Source organism: Methylorubrum thiocyanatum (assembly GCA_014138645.1).
GTDB lineage: Bacteria > Pseudomonadota > Alphaproteobacteria > Rhizobiales > Beijerinckiaceae > Methylobacterium > Methylobacterium thiocyanatum.
The window spans coordinates 754,033-771,859 of the sequence record JACJIB010000001.1; the positions used below are offsets into that span (position 1 = coordinate 754,033).

The following is a 17,827-nucleotide window of genomic DNA, read 5'->3' on the forward strand; positions in this document are numbered from 1 at the left end:
CTATGCCCGGCCCCGCGGGGTTTGCAACCGGGCCGGCCGGCGACGCGCCGCATCTACGGAGAATTCCGCATGGTCCTCCGGCAGGGTCTCGGTCAGCCTGCCGCCTCGGGCAAAGGCTCGGGCAACGGCTCGAGCGAGAGGATGAGGACAGATGGCCGAGGTCACCGCGCTCTACAGATATCCGGTCAAGGGCCTCTCGGCCGAGCCGCTTCCGGCACTGACGCTGGCCCGCGCGTCCGGTCTCGCCTTCGACCGGGAATACGCCCTCGCGCTCGGAACGACGGAGTTCGATCCGCAGAACCCGGAACCCCTCGACAAGGGCTTCTTCCTGATGCTGCGCAGCAACGAGGTGCTGGCGGCACTCTCGACGCGGTTCGACCCCGAAAGCGGGCAGCTCACGGTGATCCAAGACGGGGAGGCCGTGCTGACCGAGGATCTGACGAGCGAGACGGGGCGCGAGGCGGTCGAGGATTTCTTCGAGAGCTATGTCGGCCCGGCGGCCAAGGGGCGGCCGCGCCTCGTGCGGGCCGCCGGCCACAAGTTCACCGACGGCAGCGTGATCTCGCCGGCCTTCATGCGGGCGGTCTCGCTCATCAATCTCGCCTCAGTCCGCGCCCTGGAGGAACGGACGGGCCAACCGATCCACCCGCTGCGCTTCCGCGCCAACATCTACATCGACGGGCTGGAGCCGTGGGCGGAAATGGATTGGGTGGATCGGGAGGTGACGATCGGATCCCTGCGGCTTCGGGGCCTCGCCCGCACGCCCCGCTGCGCCGCTGTTGACGTGAACCCGGAGACGGCCGCGCGGGACACCAACCTGCCGAAGGCGCTCAAGCGCAATTTCGGCCATGTCGATCTCGGCATCTACCTCGAAGTGCTCGCCGACGGCGCCATCGCCGTCGGCGACCGGATGGCGGTGCCGACGGGGACCGAAGATGCCGCCTGACCGCCGGCCCGCTCGGGCCGATCCGCGGGCTCGCCCTGCGCGCGTTTCGGCCGCCCTCACCCCTTGTGTTACGTAAACGCAACACCCAATTCAGCCCTGCCGGCGGCTCTCGAGACAGCGCCGGTGTCCCGGCGGGGCAGACCCCGCGGGGCAACGCATCGGGGGCTTCGTGCCGCGCGAGCGGGCGGATGACCCATCCGGTCCGGGGAAGGGCAACACGCATGAATTTTGAAAAATACACAGAGCGCGCCAGGGGCTTCGTCCAGGCCGCGCAGAATCTCGCCGTCCGCGAGGGCAACCCGCAGCTCGCGCCCGGCCATCTTCTGAAAGTCCTGCTCGACGATCCCGAGGGGCTCTGCGCCGGTCTCATCGACCGGGCCGGCGGCCAGTCGCGGGTCGCGCATGCGCAGGTCGAGCAGTGGCTCGCCAAGCAGCCGAAGGTCTCGGGCAACGCCGCGCAGCCGCAGGCGACGCGCGAACTCGTGCGTCTGTTCGACACCGCGGAGCAGGCCGCCGAGAAGGCGGGCGATTCCTACGTCACCGTCGAGCGCCTGCTGCTCGCCTTCGCCGTCGAGAAGGATTCGGAGGGCGGCCGCATTCTGACCGCGGCGGGCGTCACCGCGGCCTCGCTCAACGCGGCGATCAACGCGCTGCGCAAGGGCCGCACCGCCGACAACGCATCGGCCGAGAACGCCTACGACGCGCTGAAGAAATATGCCCGCGACCTCACCGAGGCGGCCCGCGAGGGCAAGCTCGATCCGGTGATCGGCCGCGACGAGGAGATCCGTCGCACGATCCAGGTGCTGTCGCGGCGCACCAAGAACAACCCGGTGCTGATCGGCGAGCCCGGCGTCGGCAAGACCGCCATCGTCGAGGGGCTGGCCCTGCGCATCGTCAACGGCGACGTGCCGGAATCCCTCAAGGAGAAGAACCTCCTGGCGCTCGACATGGGCGCGCTGATCGCCGGCGCGAAGTACCGCGGCGAGTTCGAGGAGCGGCTGAAGGGCGTGCTCTCCGAGGTGACCGCGGCGGAAGGCCAGATCATCCTGTTCATCGACGAGATGCACACGCTGGTCGGCGCCGGCAAGGCGGATGGCGCCATGGACGCCTCGAACCTCCTCAAGCCCGCGCTCGCCCGCGGCGAGCTGCACTGCGTCGGCGCGACCACGCTCGACGAGTACCGCAAGCATGTCGAGAAGGATGCGGCGCTCGCCCGCCGCTTCCAGCCCGTCTTCGTGTCCGAGCCCACCGTCGAGGACACGGTCTCGATCCTGCGCGGCATCAAGGAGAAGTACGAGCAGCACCACGGCGTGCGCATCCAGGACAGCGCGCTCGTCGCGGCGGCGACCCTGTCGAACCGCTACATCACCGACCGCTTCCTGCCCGACAAGGCGATCGACCTCGTCGACGAGGCGGGCTCGCGCCTGCGCATGCAGGTCGATTCGAAGCCCGAGGAACTCGACAACGTCGACCGCGAGATCGTGCGGCTGAAGATCGAGGGCGAGGCGCTGAAGAAGGAGACGGATTCCGCCTCCCGCGACCGGCTCCAGCGCCTGGAGAAGGAACTCGCCGATCTCGAGGAGCAGTCCGCCACCATCACGGCCCGCTGGAAGGCCGAGAAGGACAAGCTGGGCGCCGCCGCCGAGCTGAAGAAGAAGCTCGACGAGGCGCGCAACGAACTCGCCTCGGCGCAGCGCCAGGGCCAGTATCAGCGCGCGGGCGAACTCGCCTACGGCGTCATCCCGGGTCTGGAGAAGCAGCTCGCCGAGATCGAGGCTGCGGCCGAGAGCGCGGTGGCCCGCGACGGCATGGTCGAGGAGGCGGTTACGCCGGCCCATATCGCGGGCGTCGTCTCCCGCTGGACCGGCGTGCCGGTGGACAAGATGCTGGAGGGTGAGCGCGAGAAGCTGCTCGCGATGGAGGAGGCGCTCGGAAAGCGCGTCGTCGGCCAGCGCGAGGCGGTGGAGGCGGTCTCGACCGCGGTCCGCCGGGCGCGGGCCGGCCTGCAGGACCCGAACCGGCCGATCGGCTCGTTCATGTTCCTCGGGCCGACGGGCGTCGGCAAGACCGAGCTGACCAAGGCGCTCGCCGGCTTCCTGTTCGACGATGACACGGCGCTCGTGCGCATCGACATGTCCGAGTACATGGAGAAGCACGCGGTGGCCCGTCTCATCGGCGCGCCTCCGGGCTATGTCGGCTACGAGGAGGGCGGGGCGCTGACCGAGGCGGTGCGGCGCCGGCCCTATCAGGTCGTGCTGTTCGACGAGGTCGAGAAGGCGCATCCGGACGTGTTCAACGTCCTGCTGCAGGTGCTCGACGACGGGCGGCTGACGGACGGGCAGGGGCGGACGGTCGATTTCCGCAACACGCTGCTCATCATGACCTCGAACCTGGGCGCCGAATATCTGGTGAACCAGCCGGCCGGCCAGGACACCGATGCGGTGCGCGACGAGGTGATGGGCGTGGTGCGGAGCCACTTCCGGCCCGAGTTCCTGAACCGGGTCGACGAGATCATCCTGTTCCACCGCCTCGCGCGGTCGGAGATGGGCGCGATCGTCGACATCCAGCTCGGGCGTCTCGCCAAGCTCCTGGAAGATCGCAAGATCTCCCTCGACGTGGACGACGAGGCCCGCACCTGGCTCGCCGACAAGGGCTACGACCCGGCCTACGGGGCGCGGCCGCTGAAGCGGGTGATCCAGAAGAACGTGCAGGATCCCCTCGCCGAGGCGATCCTCTCCGGGGTGATCCACGACGGCGAGACGGTGCCGGTTCGGGTCGGCCCCGCGGGGCTGATGATCGGCGACGTCGCCGCCGAGCGCCGGCCGGCGGGGGTGCTGCTGAACTGATCCGTCAACGAACGAGCCCCGGCGCGGGAGACCGCGCCGGGGTTTTTCGCATCTCGTGTTCGGAGCCGCTGCTGCGGAAGTCTTATTCGGACGTGTTTCAACGCTGACGAGACGGTTTCCCGCTTCGCCTTGCGTCGCATCAAGATCCCGCCGACAACGGGCGGATGAGCGCCGAGACGATCACCTACGCCATCGGCGACATCCACGGCTGCGCCGACCTGCTCGACCGCCTGCTGGAGCGCATCGAAAGCCACGCCGCCGGGCGCGCGAAAAGGCTCGTGTTCCTCGGCGACTATATCGACCGCGGACCCGACAGCGCGCGGGTGATCGAAATCCTGCGCCGCCTGCAATGGCGCGCGCCCGAGGACGTGGTCTGCCTGATGGGCAATCACGAGGAGATGCTGCTCAAGAGCCTGCGCGAACCCGGTGCCCTCGACCATTGGGTCTATAACGGCGGGGCCGAAACGCTGGCGTCCTTCGGCGTTTCGGGGCCGGAGGAACTACCCGGCGAGGTGCTCGACTGGATCGAGGCCCTGCCGACCCTGCACGAGGACGCGCAGCGCTGGTACGTCCATGCCGGCTTCCGCCCGGAGGCGGAGGTGCCGGATCCGGATCCGCACAACCGGCTCTGGATCCGCGAGCCGTTCCTGTCCGAAGACTGCGATTTCGGCCGCCACGTCGTCCACGGCCACACCCCGCAGACCCGCGGCGGCCCGGATTGCCGACGCTTCCGCACCAATCTCGACACGGGGGCGGTCTACGGCAACGCGCTGACCGCGGGCGTGTTTTCGGACGCGCAGGGGCCGGCCCTGGAGTTCCTGCGGGAGACGGCCGGCTGAACGGCGCTGGCCGCGAGGGCCGCGCCCGATTTCTGTGAGCGCGAAGGTTTCGTCACCGGAGCCGCTTGAACCCGGCCGCGGCTCCCCGTCTAACGGGGATAACCGCGGCCGCTCGCGCTGCGGATCAGGAGACGACGTCCATGGATGCGCCCGCAGAGCCCCGCAACCGGACCGAGGAGCGGGCGATGGCCCGCCTCGCGCTCCGCTTCACCGACTGGGCGGAGAAGTGGTTTCCCGACGCCTTCGTCTTCGTGGCCATCGCCGTCGTGATCGTGGCCGCCGCCGCCCTCATCAACGGCGCGCCGGTCCAGGCCGTGACGAAGAGCTTTGGCGATGGCTTCTGGAGCCTGATCCCGTTCACCATGCAGATGGTCTTCGTCACCATCGGCGGCTACGTGGTGGCGACCTCCGGGCCGGTCCAGGCGCTGATCGACCGGATGGCCCTGGTGCCCAAGACCGGGCGCGGCGCCATCGGCTTCGTGGCGCTCGCCACCATGATCTCCTCGCTCCTGAGCTGGGGCCTGAGCCTGATCTTCGGCGGCCTGCTCGCCCGCGCGCTGGCCCGCCGAACCGAGCTGCGGATGGACTATCGCGCGGCCGGTGCCGCCGCCTATCTCGGCCTCGGCGCCACCTGGGCGATGGGCCTGTCCTCCTCCGCCGCGCAGCTTCAGGCGAACCCGAAAAGCCTGCCGCCGGGCCTGTTGCCGATCACCGGCGTGATTCCGTTCAGCGAGACGATCTTCCTGTGGCAGTCGATCCTGATCGCCGCCATCCTCGTGGTGATGTCGGCGCTGATCGCGCTCGCCTCCGCGCCGGGGCGCGACACGGCGGTGACGGCGCAGGATCTCGGCGTCGATGTCGCGAAGGCGGAGGACAGCGTCGCCCCGCCCAAGCAGCCCGGCGAGTGGCTGGAGCACGCCCCGGTTCTGACGATCCTCATCGGCCTGCTCGCCGCCGGCTGGCTGATCCAGGAATTCGCGCGCCAGGACTGGATGATCGCGATCTCCAACCTCAACACCTACAACTTCCTGTTCCTGATGGCGGGCTTCGTGCTGCACTGGCGGCCGAAGCGCTTTCTCAACGCGCTGGCCAAGGCGGTGCCGGCCACCGCCGGCATCCTGATCCAGTTCCCGTTCTACGCCGCCATCGCCGCGATCCTGACCGGCGCCAAGAACGCCGCCGGGCACAGCCTGTCGGACGTGATCGCCCACGCTTTCGTGGCCCTGAACACGCAAGGGTCCTTCCCGCTCGCCATGGGCGTCTACTCGGCGCTGCTCGGCTTCTTCATTCCCTCGGGCGGCGGCAAGTGGCTGCTGGAGGCGCCCTACGTGATGCAGGCGGCCAACGAGCTGAAGGTGCATCTCGGCTGGGCGGTGCAGGTCTACAACGCGGCCGAGGCGCTCCCGAACCTCATCAACCCGTTCTTCATGCTGCCGCTGCTCGGCATTTTGGGGTTGAAGGCGCGCGACATCGTCGGCTTCAGCTTCCTCCAGCTCATCGTCCACCTGCCGGTGGTGCTGTTCCTGCTCTGGGCGCTGGCCTTCACGCTCGAATATCACCCGCCGGTCCTGCCGGGGTGACGTGACCCGAGGGGCGGCCCGGTACTGGGCCGCCCAGGGCGGCGAGGCCGGGGGCCGCGGCCTTCTCGCGGTCCGGCGCAGGCTTCGGAATGAGATCGATCGCCTCAGCCGCCGCGGGCTGGGTCGAGAGGCCGGCGAACGGGGTCCGTGGCGGAAAGCGACACCGCTCGATGCGACGGCCTGCCCGCCGAGGCAAGCTTAGCCGTTTGATTCGGATCAAGGACGCTCGGGGGCACGATCGGTTGATGGGCGGGCCGGCCTGCCGGCGCCCGCATCACGAATGTCCGGATCGACGCCTTCCATGTCCATCTTCGCATCCAAGGGGATCGCCGCCCTCGCTGTGGCCGCCGCCCTTTGCGCTCCCCTGTCCATCGCCCGCGCCGCCGACCTGCCCGTTCGACCCGAGGGGCCCGAGGCGTCCGCCTACGTTCCGGTACAGTGGTCGCCCTGGATGGTGCGTCTGCGCGTGCTCGGCGTGATGCCCGATGAGGGGGCGCGCCTGTCGGCGGGCGGTGCGCCGCTCGCGGGCGCCCGCGTCGACATCTCCGATACGGTGGTCCCCGAACTCGACATCTCGTACTTCTTCACGAAGAACATCGCCGCCGAGCTCATCCTCGGTGTGACCCGGCACGGCATCAAGGGCGACGGCAGCCTCTCCGGCGCCCGCATCGGCAACACCTGGCTCCTGCCGCCGACGCTCACCCTGCAATACCATTTCGACGGATTCGGACCGTTCAAGCCCTATCTCGGCGCGGGCGTGAACTACTCGATCTTCTTCCACGAGCAGGCGCGGGGCGGCTTCACCAGCCTGCGCCTGTCGAACAGCGTCGCGCCCGCGCTACAGGCCGGTTTCGACTACATGCTCGACGCGCATTGGGGCCTCAACCTCGACGTGAAGAAGCTCTTCCTCGACACGAAGGTGAAGCTGAATGCGGGCGCGGTTCGCGGCCGGGTCGATCTCGATCCGTGGATCTTCGGCGGCGGCATCACCTACAAGTTCTGAGCCGCACCGCCGGGGCGGAGTCAGCGCCGCGCCGGCACGAGCACCGTGATGGCCGCGAGAAGCCAACCGGCCATCAGCACCACGCCGCCGCTCGGCGCCGCCATCGGGAAGAGCGGCGTGCCGGCGAGCGCCCGCAGGGCAAGGTCGCCCGAGAACAGCGCGAGGCCGAGAAGCAGTGCTGCCGCCGCAAGGCGGGCGAGAGCGCCACGGACGAGGCCGGCGGCGGAAAATCCGGTCAGGGCCAGGACTGCGGGCGCGTGGAAGAGGAGGAACTGTGCGGCGGTCTTCAGCGTCTCGCCGCCGCTGGTATGCGCCGCCGCCGCGCTCGCCGCGACGCCGAGCCCGCCAGCGATGGCCGCGACCGCGGCGAGGAGACGGTCGAGACCAGTCACGCGCCGCGGTCCTGCAGCAGCCGGGCGATGCTGGCGCGCAGCTCCGCCACGCCGCGGTCGTCGCGGCTCGAAGTCAGCAGCACTTCAGGATAGGCCGCCGGACGCTTGGCGAGCGCCGCCTGGATTCCGGCGATGCGCTTCTCGATCTCGGACTTCTTCAGCGCGTCGCCCTTGGTCAGCACGACCTGATACGAGACCGCCGCCTTGTCGAGCCCGTCGAGGAGGTCGGTGTCGATCTCCTTGAGGCCGTGGCGGGAATCGATCAGCAGGTAGACGCGGGCGAGGTTGGAGCGGCCCTTGAGGTAGGCGTGGATCAGTTTGGTCCAGGCCTCGACCTTGGCCTTCTCCACCGCCGCGTAGCCGTAGCCCGGCATGTCGACCAGCATCAGCCGCCCGCCGATGCGGAAGAAGTTGAGCTGCTGCGTGCGCCCCGGCGTGTGCGAGGTGCGGGCGAGCGTGTTTCGCCCGGTCAGCGCGTTGATGAGGCTCGACTTGCCGACATTCGAGCGGCCGGCGAAGGCGATCTCGACGCCCTCCATCGGCGGCAGGGCGCCCAGCGCCGGGGCGGCCGCGGTGAAGTCGGCGGCGCCGGCGAAGAGCAGGCGGCCGGCCTCCAGCAGTTCGGGGGTGGGTTCTGTCGTGGTGTCGGTCATGAGGATGTGCGCTCTCCCCCGTCCTCACGCGGTCCGGGGTCGGGATGGGGCCGCCGCGACGGCATCGCGGCAACTCGCCGGGACCGGCCCCAACCGCCTGCTCGTCGCGATCGCAGCCGTGCTCGCCGCCGGCGGTGGCAAACGCGAAGCGGATCCCGGGAGATCCCGGGATCCGCAACGGGCGACCTGTGGTTCGGCCGCCGGTTCAGCCCTTGGCCGCGGCGCTCTTGTTGCCGCGTTTGAACATGCCCCTGAGGTTGTCCCACAACTCCACCTTCACGCCGTTGCGGCGCATGATGATGTATTGCTGGATCACCGAGAGGGTGTTGTTCCAGGCCCAGTAGATCACGAGGCCGGCCGGGAACGAGCCGAGCATGAAGGTGAACACGATCGGCATGAAGGCGAAGACCTGCGCCTGGACCGGGTCGGGCGGCGCGGGGTTCATCTTCATCTGGATGAACATCGTGATGCCCATGATGATCGGCCACACGCCCAGATGGATGAAGTCGGGCGCAGCGAACGGCAGCAGGCCGAACAGGTTCATGATGCTCGTCGGATCGGGCGCGGCGAGGTCATGGATCCAGCCGAAGAACGGCGCGTGCCGCATCTCGATGGTGATGAACAGCACCTTGTAGAGCGCGAAGAAGACCGGGATCTGGATCAGAACCGGCCAGCACCCGGCGACCGGATTGATCTTCTCCTTCTTGTACAGCTCCATCATCGCCTGCTGCTGCTTCGTCCGGTCGTCCTTGTAGCGCTCCCGGATGGAGGTCATCTCGGGCTGCACGGCCTTCATCTTGGCCATGGAGACGTAGGACCGGTTGGCGATCGGCAGGAAGAAGATCTTCAGGATCAGGGTCACGAGCAGGATCGAGACGCCGAAATTGCCCAGCAGGTGGTAGAAGAAGTCCAGCGCCCGGAACATCGGCTTGGTCAGGAACCAGAACCAGCCCCAGTCGATCATCAGATCGAACTGCTTGATGCCGAGATCGCGCTCGTAGGCGTTGATCTGGTTGACCTCCTTGGCGCCCGCGAACAGGTGCTGGGTCGTGGCCGACGAGGCGCTCGGCGCCACGGTGACGGCGTCGCCCCGCACCGAGGTCTGGTAGATCTTGGTCGCGCCGTCGGTGCGCTCGGTGAAGGCGCCGGTGAAGGGCTTGTCCTGATCCGGGATCGCGGCGGCGGCCCAGTACTTGTCGGTGATGCCGACCCAGCCGCCGGTCACGTTCGACCACGCCTTGCCCTGCGTGGCGGCCCCGCCGTAGGCCGGCTCCTTGCCGACCTTGTCGTAGGTGTATTCCTGCAGGCCGTCGCTGCCGAGCACGCCGATCAGGCCCTCGTGCAGCACGTAGTAGCCCTGGGTCTGCGGCTTACCCCAGCGCGAGACGAGGCTGTAGGGATAGAGCGTCACCGGGTTGGCCGAGCTGTTCTCGACCTCGTCGCGCACCGTGAACATGAACTTGTCGTCCACGGCGACGATGCGCTTGAACAGCAGGCCCTGACCGTTGTCCCAGGTCAGCGTCAGCGGCTTGCCGGGGGCCAGCAGGTCGCCGTCCGCCTTCCAGAGCGTGTCGCCGTTGGGCAGCGGACCGGCATTGGCACCGACCCAGCCGAACTCGGCGTAGTACGGGTTGGCGCTGCCGGCGGGCGAGAGCAGCACGATGCGCGGGCTCTCGTCGCTGACGGTCTCATGGTAGTTCTTCAGGCTCACGTCATCGATGCGCGCGCCCTTGAGGCCGATCGAGCCGTAGAGGGCCGGCGTATCGATGCGCACGCGCGCGGAGCGGGCCAGCGCGTCCTCGCGGGAGATCGGCCCCTGCGCGGCGGCGCCCGGCACGGTGCCGGGCACGGGCGCGTTGGGGCTGCCTTCCCGCGGGCTCGGGGAAGGGATGCCGTCCGCCGATTGCGGCGCGGTGTTCTGCGCGGTCTGGCTCTGTACCGCCTGCCGTTGCCGCTCGCTGGCCGGCCCGGTGACGAAGTAATGCCAGCCAAGCAGGACCACCAGCGACAAGGCGATGGCGACGAACATGTTCGTCTTGTCGTTACCCATCGGTCGATCCGTCAGGCGCTTTCGATGTGGGGGGAAGTGAAGGCATGCCGCCCTTTTCCGGCCCCTTGCCCCGCCCGGAGCGGGAGCCGCCCCGGCGCGAGGGCTGCGAGGACGGTCGGGAGGCGTCGCCGGAGCGAGGCGGGGCCGGGCGCGTCACCGTGTGGAGCGCGCGGCGCAGATCGGCGACGAGGCTCTCGAAGGGCGCGTCGAGGGCAGGACGCCGGGCGATCACCACGACATCCGCTTCGATCGAGGGGGCTTCCGCCGCCACAGCGGCGACGGCGCTGCGCAGGCGTCGGCGGATCCGGTTGCGTTCGGTCGCATGCCCCACGCGCTTGGTGATGGTGAAGCCGAGGAAGACACCCTCGGCAGGCCCGCCGTCGCGGGTCTCGCCCGGATCGCGCAGGCGCCCCTGGGCGCTCATGCGCTCGGTATGGAAGCGCCGGCCCTGGGCAGCTGCCAGGAAGTCCGGGCGCCGCCGGAGACGGCCGATCGTCGACACGGGCGCTCCGATCCCGATTCGCGGGCTCGTGTTGCGAAGGCGGCGCCGCGCGGCGGCGGCGCCACGGGTAGGTCAGGCCGAGAGGCGCTTGCGGCCGTGCGCGCGGCGGGCGGCGATGACCTTGCGGCCGCCGGCGGTGGCCATGCGGGCACGGAAGCCGTGACGGCGCTTACGGACGAGCTTGCTCGGCTGGTAGGTTCTCTTCATGGTCGGTCTCCGGCGGTCGAGGTGTCGACCCGGCGGCGCTCGTGAACAGCGCGCGGACCGTGGCGTGAGCCTCGAAATGGGATCTGCAAACGCGAAGGGCGCCCGGAACGGGGCGCCGCTTCGCAATGGCGCGGCTTATGGCGGAGGGGGCGCCGCAAGTCAATGACGGCAGCCCGACGCACCTGCACCGCGCCGGCCGCATCCCTGGCCACCCCCGAGTGGGGCCGCCTGTATTGGGCCGGAAACGGCCAAGGTTGTCGCGTTTCCAGTGCCGGATCTTGTGTTTTCCTTCGAGAAAATCGCCCCGTTCCAGGGAATCCGGCGTCCGATTAACGGCGTGTTAACCTTTCCGGTTCACAAAGAGGCACATCCAGATTGTCTGGATCCCGATAGGGATCTCCGTCCAGTCTGTTTGATGCCTCCCTGTAAGACTCCTGACAGCCGCTCCTCCGGGGCGGCTTCTTTTTTGGCGCTGGTCCGCTCTCACCCGCGGAGGTCCCTCGACCCCGGCGGCGCCGTTAACGTTAAAAAGACGTGAACCGCCTTTCGGCTCGCGTTCGGCGCTACACTTGCCCCACTGGCCGCATTCGCACCGAAATCGTCCCGATCCGGGGCAGATGGTTCGCCGGCGGTACAGGAGGCAGGATGACCGAGTTCGATGTCACGTTCCGGGACGACCGCGAGTGGGTGAGCTTCGGCGAGTCCTACGTGTCGTCGGAAGCCTTCAAGACCCTGTTCCGCGAGGGCATGCTGCTGGTCGAGGAGACCGCGGCCTATCTCGACGGGGAGGGGAGGGCCGAATCACGGCTGATCTCCCGCGATGCGACGCTGGCCTATGCCAGCGAGAGCATGCGCCTCACCACGCGGCTGATGCAGATCGCCTCGTGGCTGCTGGTGCAACGGGCGGTCTCCGAAGGCGAGATCTCGCTGAGCCAGGCGCAGGAGGAGAAGACCCGCGTCAAGCTCGCCGAATCGGAGCGGACCCTGCCGGAGACCGGCGACACCTTCGCCGAGTTGCCGCTGCGGCTTCAGGATCTCGTGCGCCGCTCGCGCCGGCTGCACACCCGCATCCTTCATCTCGATGCGCTGATCAGCGAGGACCGTCCGGCGCCGGTGCCGCGGGAGAGCCCGGTGACGGCGCAGTTCGGTCGCCTCCAGGCGGCCTTCGGCGGGAAGTGAGACGCGAGCGACCGTTTCATCGTGCACCATTCCGGGGCGCCGATCGGCGAACCCGGAATCCACGACCGGTCTGGACGCGACGGCACGCTCTCGCATCACCGATGGCGTCCGGGTTGCGCTACGCGGCGCCGGAATGACGGTGTCGGGGACAACCCCAAAGTCAGTCGTCGGGAACGGTGCGCGACTTCACGATGGTGCCCACATACGAAAACGGCGCCGCAAGCGGCGCCGTTTCGACAGGTCGGGCTCTCGCCCGAATCCAAAAATCACTTCTTGCCGAAGCCGAGGCCACCGAAGCGCGAGTTGAAGCGCGAGACGCGACCGCCGCGATCGAGCATCTTCTGCTCGCCGCCGGTCCAGGCCGGGTGCGTGGTCGGGTCGATGTCCAGGTTGAGGACGTCGCCTTCCTTGCCGTAGGTCGACCGGGTCTTGTACTCGGTGCCATCGGTCATCACGACCTTGATGAAGTGGTAGTCGGGGTGCTCGGTCCCCTTGGCCTTGCCGGCCTCGTTCTTTGCCATGACGAATTCCTGAGGTAGCACGCCGGCCGACCCCGCCACTCAGGGGAAGAGCCAGGGGCAAAACATCGCGCGCATTCCGATGAAGGCGCGCCTATACCTCAGCCTCGGACGACGGACAAGAGAGGGCGGGCGGATCGGTGTGATCCCGCCGAAGGATGGCCCGGCCGTCGGCCATGATGGGCGCGCAGATCCGGCGCGAACTGGAAATCCGGGCGGGCGCTGCTTATGCGGTGGCGTACAAGACAGAAGCGGCCGGGACGGAAACGGCACGGAACGGGACGAAACGATGTCGAGGAATGATGGCCCGCAGGCGTGACGCGTCGTCCGGCGCAACGGGCGACCTGCGGGACGACCCGCGGGCGGCTCTCCGGGGGCGGGCGCCGCTCGGGGCGCTCAAACCCCTGATCCCCTTCGCGAGCCGCTATCGCGGCCGCATCCTCGCGGCGCTGATCTCGCTGATCGCGGCATCGGGCGCGACGCTGGTCGTGCCGATCGCGATTCGCCGGGTGATCGACCATGGCTTCTCGCCGGAGGGGCAGGCGCTCATCAACTCGTACTTCGTGGCGCTGCTCGGGGTCGTGGCGGTGCTCGCGGTGTCGAGTGCCGGCCGCTACTATTCGGTGGTGACGCTGGGCGAGCGCGTCGTGGCGGATCTGCGCTCGGCGGTGTTCGCGCGGCTGACGAGCCTCGATCCGACCTTTTTCGACAAGTCGCAGTCGGGCGAGATCGTCTCGCGGCTGACGGCGGACGCGACCCAGGTCAAGGCGGTGTTCGGCGTCTCGATCTCGATCCTGCTGCGCAACCTGTTCCTGTTCGTCGGTGCCGTCGTGATGATGGTCTGGACGAGCCCCGGCCTGTCGATCCTCGTGCTCGCGGCGATTCCGCTCATCGTCTTCCCGCTGATCCTGTCGGGCCGCGGCGTGCGCCGCCGCTCGCGGGCGGCGCAGGACCGGCTCGCCGATGCCTCCGCCTACGCGGCGGAGGCCGTGGGCGCCGTGCGCACCATGCAGGCCTTCGGCATGGGCCGCGCCACCGCCGAGCGCTTCGCGGGCGCCTCCGAGAACGCCTACCGGGCGGCGCGCGCCTCGATCACCGCGCGCGCCCTGCTCACGGGTGTGGCGATCTTCCTGATCTCGGCCTCGGTGGTCGGCGTCCTATGGTACGGCGCCAAGGGCGTGCTCGCGGGCAGCATGAGCGCCGGCCTGCTCTCGCAATTCGTCCTCTACGCCGTGTTCGGCGCCAGCGCGCTCGGCCAACTCTCCGAGGTCTACGGCGAACTCGCCCAGGCCGCGGGCGCCGCCGAGCGCCTCGGCGAGATCCTGGCCGCCGAGCCGGCGATCCGCTCGCCCGAGCACCCGGTCGCCTTGCCGAGCCCGGCCCGCGGCGCGGTCGCGTTCGAATCGGTGCGCTTCCGCTACCCGACCCGGCCCGAACACGCGGCGCTCGACGGCATCTCCTTCACGGCCGCGCCGGGCGAACGCATCGCCCTGGTCGGCCCCTCGGGCGCCGGCAAGACCACGGTGCTGCAACTGCTCCTGCGCTTCTACGATCCCGACGAGGGCCGCGTGACCATCGACGGGGTGCCCCTGCCGCAGGCCGATCTCGACGCCCTGCGCGCGCGCCTCTCCCTCGTGCCGCAGGATCCGGTGGTGTTCTCCGGCACGGTCCTGGAGAATATCCGCTACGGCCGCCCCGGCGCCAGCGAGGCGGAGGTCGAGGAGGCGGCCCGGCTCGCCAATGCCGACGGCTTCATCCGCGCCCTGCCGCAGGGCTACGCGACCCTGCTCGGCGAGCGGGGCACCACGCTCTCGGGCGGGCAGCGCCAGCGCATCGCCATCGCCCGCGCCATCCTCAAGGACGCGCCGGTCCTGCTCCTCGACGAGGCGACCTCGGCGCTTGACGCCGAGAGCGAGCGCGCGGTGCAGAACGCCCTCGACCGGCTGATGCAGGGCCGCACCACCCTGGTGATCGCCCACCGGCTCGCCACCATCCGCGCCGCCGACCGGATCCTCGTCTTCGACGGCGGCAAGATCGTCGAGGAAGGCACGCACGAGAGCCTGCTCGCCCGCGGCGCCCTCTACGCGCAACTGGCGAGCCTGCAATTCGCCGACAGCTTCGACGAGAGCGCCCGCGCCCGCGATCCGCGCGCCAAGCACGCGGCGGAATAAGGCGCATCGTCCCGGAGGGTGGTTTTCCGGCCCTCGGGGCAAGACGAGGCTCGGACGCAGGCAAGGGAGATCCATGGACCTCACCCGCTTTCCCCGCGTGGCACTCACCGACGGGCCGACGCCGATCCGCTCCCTCGACCGGCTCTCGACCCATCTCGGGCACGAGCTGAACGGCGTGCGCCTGTTCGTGAAGCGCGACGATGTCGGCCCGGTCGGCCTGGGCGGCAACAAGCTGCGCAAGCTCGAATTCCTGCTCGGCCAAGCGCTGGCGGAATGGGCCGATACGGTGATCACCGTCGGCGCGCTGCAATCGAACCACGCCCGGCTCACCGCCGCCGCGGCCGCGCGGATGGGGCTGGCCTGCGAGCTGTTCCTCACCCGCAGCGTTCCGCGGGAGGATGCCGACTACACCGGCAACGGCAACCGGCTGCTGCAGGATCTGTTCGGCGCCCGCGTCCACCTGCTGCCGGGCGAGGCCGATTCGCTGGCGCTGGCCGAGGCGCGGGCGGAGGAATTGCGCGCGGAGGGGCGGCGCGTCTTCGTCTTCCCGTCGGGTGGGTCGAGCCCGCTCGGCTGCCTGGGCTACGCCGCCTGCGCCGCCGAAATCCTGGAACAGTCGGGCAATCTCGGCCTCGCGTTTGCCCGCATCGTCGTGCCGAACGGCAGTTCCGGCACCCATGCGGGGCTGGCGGCGGGCCTCGCCGCCCTCGGCCGCGACCCGCATCTGACCCATTCCTACACCGTCCTCGCCCCCGAGCCCGAGGCGCGGGCGGCGACGCTGGCGAAGGCCCGCGACACCCTCGCCCTGATCGACGGCCACGCGGCGCTCTCCGATGATGCCATCCGCGTGGACGGCGCCCATCGCGGGCCGGGCTACGGCGTCCCGACCGAGGGGATGCGCGAGGCGGTACGGCTGATGGCGCGGACGGAAGGGCTGCTGCTCGATCCCGTCTACAGCGGCAAGGCGTTTGCCGGCCTGCTGCACGACGTGCGCGCGGGGGCCTATGCCCGCGGGGATGCGGTCCTGTTCGTGATGACCGGCGGGGTGCCGGGATTGTTCGCGTATCGGAGTGAATTCTGATCGAGCCCGGCGATCACTTCATTTCGGTCTGAATCCAATAATAGCTTCGTTGGATAACAAGCGTCTTGATGACTTTCGCCGGGCTCCCGATTTTTAGGATGTCGATCCTGGGCTGGTTGGTCCATCCGGACAGGATCGAGTATTGAGCCGGTCCCTCCCGGAAGGACACGTTGCCGGTGGCATGAAGAAGGTCGCCGGCCTGTGGTTTGAGATCGAGGCCTGAGCCGTCTGTGAAGTTCTTTTCCTTCCATGCCCCGTCGCTCGTCAGATGGCCGTAATATGACCATCCGGTTATGGTAGTCTTGCCTTCGGACGGAGTGTCGTTTTTATTCTCGTTTGCCTGCGCGACGTCATGGTCGGTGACACTAGGCGCCGATGTGTTCTGGGCTTGGCTACTGGTCCCGGAAACTGGCCTCTCCGTCTGTAATGGGGTGCCGGAGAGCGGCACGGGTTTGTCGTTGGGCTGTGTCGAATACACGTGATAGGCAAGCAAACCAATGCCAATCAGGAATATCACCGTCGATTTCGATCCGTTGATCTTAGCGCCTGCAAATCTCAGTCCGGTACGGGAGCCGGTTGCTGAGATAGCAACATTAAATACGATTAATACCGCGCCGAGTGCGGCGAGGATCTGCCCCAACGTTTGAAATCCATTGAACTCAAACATGATCGTTGCCTGCAAAAAGATGCCGGCGATACTAGAAAAACACCATCGGAATATCAAGTTCCGATCAAGCTTTCCGATGACCGGCTGCGCACAGGCGAGATTTATAGTGAGGTGAGTCCGAAGGTTTTTCTGGAATGAGGCTGCGTGCGGAAAGCAGGGCGCAGGCTTACAACGGTTACCGCTCCGTCAGCTTCATCTCGATCCGGCGGTTGCGCGCATAGGCGTCCTCGCTCGTTCCCGAATCGAGCGGCTGGAACTCGCCGAAGGCGCCGGCCAGGAGGCGCTGCGGCGGGATGCCCTTGGTCCGCAGGTACTGCACCACCGCGATGGCGCGCGCCGCCGAGAGCGCCCAGTTCGAGGGGAACTGCGCCGACTGGATCGGTCGCGCATCGGTGTGGCCGTCGACGCGCAGCACCCACGGGATGTCGGCGGGGATCTCCTTGGCGATGTCGAGGATCGCCCCGGCGATCCGGTCGAGTTCCGGGCCGGCTTCGGGCTTCAGGGCGGCGGAGCCCGCCGCGAACAGCACCTCGGATTGCAGCACGAAGCGGTCGCCGACGATGCGCACATCGGTGCGGCTGCCGATGATCTGGCGCAGGCGCCCGAAGAAGTCCGAGCGGTAGCGGGCGAGTTCCTGCACCCGCTGGGCGAGCGCCACGTTGAGGCGGCTGCCGAGTTCGGCGATGCGGGCCTGACTCTCGCGGTCGCGGGCTTCGGAGGCCGCCAGCGCATCCTCAAGGGCCGCGAGCTGGCGGCGTAGCGCCCTGATCTGCTCGTTGAGTAGCTCGACCTGATTCTGCGCCCGCTGCGTCGCGCCGCGCTCTGCGGCGAGCTGCGCATCGACGTCGGCGCTCTTGCCCTGCGCCGCCTCGCTGGCATCGGCGAGCGCCCGGAGCCGGTCGCGCTCGGCCTCGGTGGCGGTCAGAGTGTTGCGCAGGCCCGCGGCCGCCTCTTCCTGGGCGCGGCGGCCGGAGCGCTCCAGCGCCAGCAGGTCGGTGAGGTCGGCGATCTGGCGGTTGAGGCGGTTGAGGACCGCGTCGCGCCCGGTCAATTCCTGAGAGAGGAAGAACTGCCCCACCACGAAGACGGTGAGCAGGAACACGACCGCGAGCAGGAGCGTCGCGAGCGCATCGACGTAGCCCGGCCAGACGTTCAGGCTGCGCTGCGAGCGCGCGCGGATCGAGGCCATGCTC

16 protein-coding genes are annotated in these 17,827 nt (G+C 68.9%); 8 read left to right on the forward strand and 8 right to left on the reverse strand.

Translation table 11 applies throughout. From position 1 onward, the window contains the following. Nucleotides 1-151: 151 nt before the first annotated feature. The 5 genes from HNR51_RS03555 to HNR51_RS03575 all read left to right on the forward strand — a co-directional run bounded on the left by HNR51_RS03555 (nt 152) and on the right by HNR51_RS03575 (nt 7,214). Entirely contained in the window at nt 152-946 is a 795-nt protein-coding gene (locus HNR51_RS03555) for an MOSC domain-containing protein (protein WP_182553970.1), read from the forward strand. A gap of 221 nt (nt 947-1,167) precedes the next feature. Continuing rightward, on the forward strand, nt 1,168-3,792 hold the full coding sequence (gene clpB / locus HNR51_RS03560) for an ATP-dependent chaperone ClpB (RefSeq protein WP_012454198.1): 2,625 nt from the start codon (nt 1,168-1,170) through the stop codon (nt 3,790-3,792). Nucleotides 3,793-3,956: 164 nt separating this feature from the next. After that, nucleotides 3,957-4,631 carry a metallophosphoesterase family protein gene (locus HNR51_RS03565; protein ID WP_182553971.1) on the forward strand — a complete coding sequence of 225 codons (675 nt, stop codon included), beginning with the start codon at nt 3,957-3,959 and terminating at the stop codon, nt 4,629-4,631. Nucleotides 4,632-4,771: 140 nt separating this feature from the next. Then, nucleotides 4,772-6,211, forward strand: a complete 1,440-nt coding sequence (locus HNR51_RS03570; RefSeq protein WP_012454200.1) for a short-chain fatty acid transporter — start codon at nt 4,772-4,774, stop codon at nt 6,209-6,211. A 301-nt stretch (nt 6,212-6,512) separates the two neighbouring features. Further along, nucleotides 6,513-7,214: an OmpW/AlkL family protein gene (locus tag HNR51_RS03575; RefSeq protein ID WP_182553972.1), complete on the forward strand. Its 702-nt coding sequence runs from the start codon at nt 6,513-6,515 to the stop codon at nt 7,212-7,214. A 20-nt stretch (nt 7,215-7,234) separates the two neighbouring features. Here HNR51_RS03575 and HNR51_RS03580 read toward each other — a convergent pair whose 3' ends face one another. The 5 genes from HNR51_RS03580 to rpmH form a co-directional block, all read right to left on the reverse strand. Beyond that, entirely contained in the window at nt 7,235-7,606 is a 372-nt protein-coding gene (locus HNR51_RS03580) for a DUF423 domain-containing protein (RefSeq protein ID WP_182553973.1), read from the reverse strand. After that, nucleotides 7,603-8,259, reverse strand: a complete 657-nt coding sequence (yihA, locus tag HNR51_RS03585; protein WP_012454203.1) for a ribosome biogenesis GTP-binding protein YihA/YsxC — start codon at nt 8,257-8,259, stop codon at nt 7,603-7,605. Before yihA ends, HNR51_RS03580 begins: the two co-directional genes overlap by 4 nt. A gap of 205 nt (nt 8,260-8,464) precedes the next feature. Further along, the gene (gene yidC, locus HNR51_RS03590; protein ID WP_182553974.1) at nt 8,465-10,309 is read right to left on the reverse strand and encodes a membrane protein insertase YidC; all 1,845 of its coding nucleotides are present in this window, start codon (nt 10,307-10,309) and stop codon (nt 8,465-8,467) included. Continuing rightward, nucleotides 10,302-10,811 carry a ribonuclease P protein component gene (gene rnpA, locus HNR51_RS03595; RefSeq protein WP_012454205.1) on the reverse strand — a complete coding sequence of 170 codons (510 nt, stop codon included), beginning with the start codon at nt 10,809-10,811 and terminating at the stop codon, nt 10,302-10,304. Before rnpA ends, yidC begins: the two co-directional genes overlap by 8 nt. 72 nt (nt 10,812-10,883) lie before the next feature. Beyond that, nucleotides 10,884-11,018, reverse strand: coding sequence for a 50S ribosomal protein L34 (gene rpmH / locus HNR51_RS03600; RefSeq protein WP_012253788.1), 135 nt, complete (start codon nt 11,016-11,018; stop codon nt 10,884-10,886). Nucleotides 11,019-11,663: 645 nt separating this feature from the next. Between rpmH and rcdA the strand changes: the two genes are divergently transcribed. Continuing rightward, a complete protein-coding gene (gene rcdA / locus HNR51_RS03605; protein WP_182553975.1) occupies nt 11,664-12,197 on the forward strand; it encodes a protease adaptor protein RcdA in 534 nt (177 codons plus the stop codon). Between the two features lie 266 nt (nt 12,198-12,463). Here the strand turns inward: rcdA and rpmE are convergent, their stop codons facing one another. Then, on the reverse strand, nt 12,464-12,718 hold the full coding sequence (rpmE, locus tag HNR51_RS03610) for a 50S ribosomal protein L31 (protein ID WP_012454207.1): 255 nt from the start codon (nt 12,716-12,718) through the stop codon (nt 12,464-12,466). 299 nt (nt 12,719-13,017) lie between these two features. Between rpmE and HNR51_RS03615 the strand changes: the two genes are divergently transcribed. Continuing rightward, nucleotides 13,018-14,886, forward strand: a complete 1,869-nt coding sequence (locus tag HNR51_RS03615) for an ABC transporter transmembrane domain-containing protein (RefSeq protein WP_182554024.1) — start codon at nt 13,018-13,020, stop codon at nt 14,884-14,886. A 73-nt stretch (nt 14,887-14,959) separates the two neighbouring features. Then, nucleotides 14,960-15,967, forward strand: a complete 1,008-nt coding sequence (locus HNR51_RS03620) for a D-cysteine desulfhydrase family protein (RefSeq protein WP_182553976.1) — start codon at nt 14,960-14,962, stop codon at nt 15,965-15,967. A gap of 13 nt (nt 15,968-15,980) precedes the next feature. Here HNR51_RS03620 and HNR51_RS03625 read toward each other — a convergent pair whose 3' ends face one another. Together HNR51_RS03625 and HNR51_RS03630 are read right to left on the reverse strand one after the other, a co-directional pair. Beyond that, a complete protein-coding gene (locus tag HNR51_RS03625) occupies nt 15,981-16,634 on the reverse strand; it encodes a hypothetical protein (RefSeq protein WP_182553977.1) in 654 nt (217 codons plus the stop codon). 175 nt (nt 16,635-16,809) lie between these two features. Next, nucleotides 16,810-17,823, reverse strand: coding sequence for a peptidoglycan -binding protein (locus HNR51_RS03630; RefSeq protein WP_182553978.1), 1,014 nt, complete (start codon nt 17,821-17,823; stop codon nt 16,810-16,812). Nucleotides 17,824-17,827 lie beyond the last annotated feature (4 nt).

Coding starts and splice junctions, on each gene's coding strand:
- HNR51_RS03555 (WP_182553970.1), top strand. CDS start 152: ATGGCCGAGGTCACCGCGCTCTACAGATATCCGGTCAAGGGCCTCTCG.
- rcdA (WP_182553975.1), top strand. CDS start 11,664: ATGACCGAGTTCGATGTCACGTTCCGGGACGACCGCGAGTGGGTGAGC.
- yihA (WP_012454203.1), bottom strand. CDS start 8,259: ATGACCGACACCACGACAGAACCCACCCCCGAACTGCTGGAGGCCGGC.
- HNR51_RS03575 (WP_182553972.1), top strand. CDS start 6,513: ATGTCCATCTTCGCATCCAAGGGGATCGCCGCCCTCGCTGTGGCCGCC.
- HNR51_RS03615 (WP_182554024.1), top strand. CDS start 13,018: ATGGCCCGCAGGCGTGACGCGTCGTCCGGCGCAACGGGCGACCTGCGG.
- yidC (WP_182553974.1), bottom strand. CDS start 10,309: ATGGGTAACGACAAGACGAACATGTTCGTCGCCATCGCCTTGTCGCTG.
- HNR51_RS03630 (WP_182553978.1), bottom strand. CDS start 17,823: ATGGCCTCGATCCGCGCGCGCTCGCAGCGCAGCCTGAACGTCTGGCCG.
- clpB (WP_012454198.1), top strand. CDS start 1,168: ATGAATTTTGAAAAATACACAGAGCGCGCCAGGGGCTTCGTCCAGGCC.
- HNR51_RS03565 (WP_182553971.1), top strand. CDS start 3,957: ATGAGCGCCGAGACGATCACCTACGCCATCGGCGACATCCACGGCTGC.
- HNR51_RS03570 (WP_012454200.1), top strand. CDS start 4,772: ATGGATGCGCCCGCAGAGCCCCGCAACCGGACCGAGGAGCGGGCGATG.
- rpmH (WP_012253788.1), bottom strand. CDS start 11,018: ATGAAGAGAACCTACCAGCCGAGCAAGCTCGTCCGTAAGCGCCGTCAC.
- HNR51_RS03620 (WP_182553976.1), top strand. CDS start 14,960: ATGGACCTCACCCGCTTTCCCCGCGTGGCACTCACCGACGGGCCGACG.
- rpmE (WP_012454207.1), bottom strand. CDS start 12,718: ATGGCAAAGAACGAGGCCGGCAAGGCCAAGGGGACCGAGCACCCCGAC.
- HNR51_RS03625 (WP_182553977.1), bottom strand. CDS start 16,634: ATGTTTGAGTTCAATGGATTTCAAACGTTGGGGCAGATCCTCGCCGCA.